A 2,916-nucleotide genomic window follows, 5' to 3' on the forward strand; every position below is an offset into this window, starting at 1 on the left:
CTGACTCCGAAATTGCCCGTTTAGGGTTCCTCTTACGGTGCGATGAAGAAGGCAAGCATTGCTGTGTTTGAATGAAGCGTGAAAGCTTCCAGAAATACTGTATACGTGATGTTGGGACTCCTGCTGACGCTCGCAGGAGCGGCAGGTGGTTTCGTGATGTTCTTGCAGCCATGGAGGAGCTGTCCTGAGATTGATGACAGTTCTGCAGGCTGTCCTGCGACATCAAATGATTTGGGCCTACTTGGCCTTGCCATTTCCATACTCCTCGTAGGGGTAGCGTTCTTGATCATGTCCAGGAGGTCAGAGCGGATTCCACTCGACGCTGCCGGCCCCTTTGGGAAACTCGACTAGGGTCCGATGCCGAGTCTCCTCAGCAATTGAGTGGCGCTCCGCATCTACCTTGCACCGTCCCGGTGAGGGTTCGGCTTACGGGACCGGCAATTTCCAAGTAGACGCCCCTTGCAGTATTCCTGCGATTGCTTATCTGGATATTGCGTCAGCCTCCGCAATGGCGGCTACTGACGTATCATTCACGCTCAGCATCACGCTGCTGTCCCGGCGATCAAAGAGGTGCGTAGTGATCGTCCAGCCGTTGGAATTCCAAATGCAGGGAAGCACTTTAGTGCCGTCCCATGGATGCTCTGGTTTTCCGAAGAGTTCGGTGAGTCGCATCCGTAGTTCGCTGAATCCACTTTGCGTAGCCGGGTCGCAGGATTCTTGAGTGCTGTAGAGATGGACGGTTACACCTAGAAACTGTCCGTTGTACGTGTCCCAGGTACTGAGGGGTTGTCCATCTAGGCCCATATCCAGCTCAGTTATCTGGTGAGGCGATTCATCATTCTCTAGCTCAGCCCGATCTCCAGATTTGAATCCAAGGCGAGCAAAGAGATTTTCGCGTTCTTCATCGCACCGTGGCCAAGGCTCGTCGACCAATTTCCTAACGAGTTCCACTACGGTGCCGGGCACCGGATTCAATTCCGATAAAGAAGAAGTCTCAGGCATATTGTGAGCTTACCTCGCAAAAAGTGAGACATTGCCGTTGGAGGTTCCCCAACTGGAGCCCTGATAGGTAGTGCCTACTATTCCCGGATTTAGTCTCGCTATGACCGAACGCATGAGGCGCATACACGGTATCGATAATCAGACGAACATGCTCAGCGCCTGCCGATAACTGTCGCTGTTTTCACGCGTTGCAAAAGCCATAAGAAGGGCATTCTCACCAAGTTTGCGTGTGAACGCGCCCGAACAAGGAATAGTGATGATCCTCCGGAGACCCGCGCGCCAAGCAGGGATAAGATCAGGGAGATCGCGCCACTCCGGACTGTCTTCGACTCTCGCCGGCAAAGTCGCCAGATAAGCGTCCCATCCCCGTTGCGACCACGTGCGGTAAGAGTCGCTGTCGAATGCGTCATCTCCGAATTCTTCGCGCCAGCCGGGACCCGCCATATCTGCATGCGCAGCAGCATGCCAAAATCGTGGCCACGCATACTCCCACTTGGCCCGAGTATCAGTACTGACCACTGCATCTCGGACGACCACGGGCGTATCTGACAGCAGCGGAGGGAGATCCTCGCCTGGAGGTTCCAACTCGTACGCTTCCCGGATCCAGAGCAACTCCAGGAGCAAACTAGGCCGATCATCGACGGCGATCGCCATGTCGTGCGGCCACGGATTTCCGGGCATCGGTTTGCTCGAACGCATACTTTCCCCCTGTCTCGGTCTATCCCATCCTCGTCGACCCGGGTTCTCGAAGCAACAGGCAGATGCCATGCAGAGCGATCCATCGCAGAGGCACGCCCAATGTCCCACAGAAGGTTCCCCTTGCGGGCTCCACCTGCATATCCTCTTGCGCGGTTCCAGCACCCGCAAGACGTCTACCAACAACGCGCAGTCCCGTCGCCATCATTCGTCGACGATTCCTCAATGCGGGCTCCCTTGGATGAGGGAGTCTCTAGGAACGTCGATTATAGAAATGAAAATCGCAAGAACATGCGCAAAAGTTCCTCAATTGAAAAGAAACTACGACGATTTCTTGTGTTTTTCCAGGACGCTGAAGTTGAATCTCCTCATGCTTAATATATGTCGCTAGTTGATCGCATATAGATAGAGAAACGGCTATAGGGCCTGCAGAAATCTGAACCACAGCCAAATAATCTTGTAACCTTCTTGCACGCTACCGCTGCTCAATTGCATCAGGGGTGCTGCGCGTTACATAACGACTGAAAGTAGATATACTCCGGGTAAGCCAAGTCACACAGGGGATCGGTTTATCGCTGAGGGGCAGGCGCCTTCGTCCTTTTACGACCGTTTCGAAAGAGTATATTTCGCGTGAAAAGATCAGTTCGTCTCCAAGGCCTCGCACTAATTGCGGTCATTCCTCTCCTCCTTACTTCCTGTAGTACCGATTCACCGAGTACGGAAACAAGTTCTTCTGCAGCAAGCAAGACGCCAGCAGAATCCCCTATGTCAGCAACACCAGCACCGGTGAGCAATGAAGATGATCCCCTTGATAACGGTGGCTACGCCGAATATACCTGGGATGAATTTGTGGAAAAACAAAAGGAAATGAGTGGCCTGAAATCATGGCCGGAGGTAGAAAGAATCAGATATGTTTCTCAGGAGGACTGGACTACAGAGCAAGCACAATGCCTGAATGCTCTCGGGTTCCCCACCTCCGTGGAGAGCGATGGATCGTTTACCACTAAAAGTACTGAGGGGCAGCAAGAAGCGCTTGCAGAAGCTTCCTATACGTGTGCAATTCAGTACCCGATGGACCTGAAATACAGCCAAGCCCTGACCCGAACGCAGCTACGTATCTTCTACGGCTACTACCGCGACACCGTCATCCCATGCCTCCAAGACCATGGGGTTGAAACCGGCTCACTGCCAAGTGAAGAAACCTTCGTTGAAGGAACT

At 53.2% G+C, this 2,916-nt stretch carries 2 protein-coding genes and 1 pseudogene; 1 reads left to right on the forward strand and 2 read right to left on the reverse strand.

Features of this window, described 5'->3' with window-relative positions; all coding sequences use genetic code 11:
- Positions 1-480: 480 nt before the first annotated feature.
- Together ACT3UQ_RS19555 and ACT3UQ_RS19560 are read right to left on the reverse strand one after the other, a co-directional pair.
- A complete protein-coding gene (locus ACT3UQ_RS19555) occupies positions 481-1,002 on the reverse strand; it encodes a hypothetical protein (protein WP_444619180.1) in 522 nt (173 codons plus the stop codon).
- Between the two features lie 138 nt (positions 1,003-1,140).
- On the reverse strand, positions 1,141-1,701 hold the full coding sequence (locus ACT3UQ_RS19560) for a hypothetical protein (RefSeq protein WP_444619182.1): 561 nt from the start codon (positions 1,699-1,701) through the stop codon (positions 1,141-1,143).
- A 762-nt stretch (positions 1,702-2,463) separates the two neighbouring features.
- On the opposite strand from ACT3UQ_RS19560, the pseudogene ACT3UQ_RS19565 reads away from it, so the two are divergent.
- Positions 2,464-2,916: pseudogene (locus ACT3UQ_RS19565) on the forward strand (hypothetical protein); the annotation flags it as partial.

Source organism: Glutamicibacter sp. AOP12-B1-11, assembly GCF_052379245.1.
Taxonomy (GTDB): domain Bacteria; phylum Actinomycetota; class Actinomycetes; order Actinomycetales; family Micrococcaceae; genus Glutamicibacter.

Excerpts from the sequence above, each read along its gene's own strand:
- ACT3UQ_RS19560 (WP_444619182.1), bottom strand. The coding sequence starts at position 1,701 with ATGCGTTCGAGCAAACCGATGCCCGGAAATCCGTGGCCGCACGACATG.
- ACT3UQ_RS19555 (WP_444619180.1), bottom strand. The coding sequence starts at position 1,002 with ATGCCTGAGACTTCTTCTTTATCGGAATTGAATCCGGTGCCCGGCACC.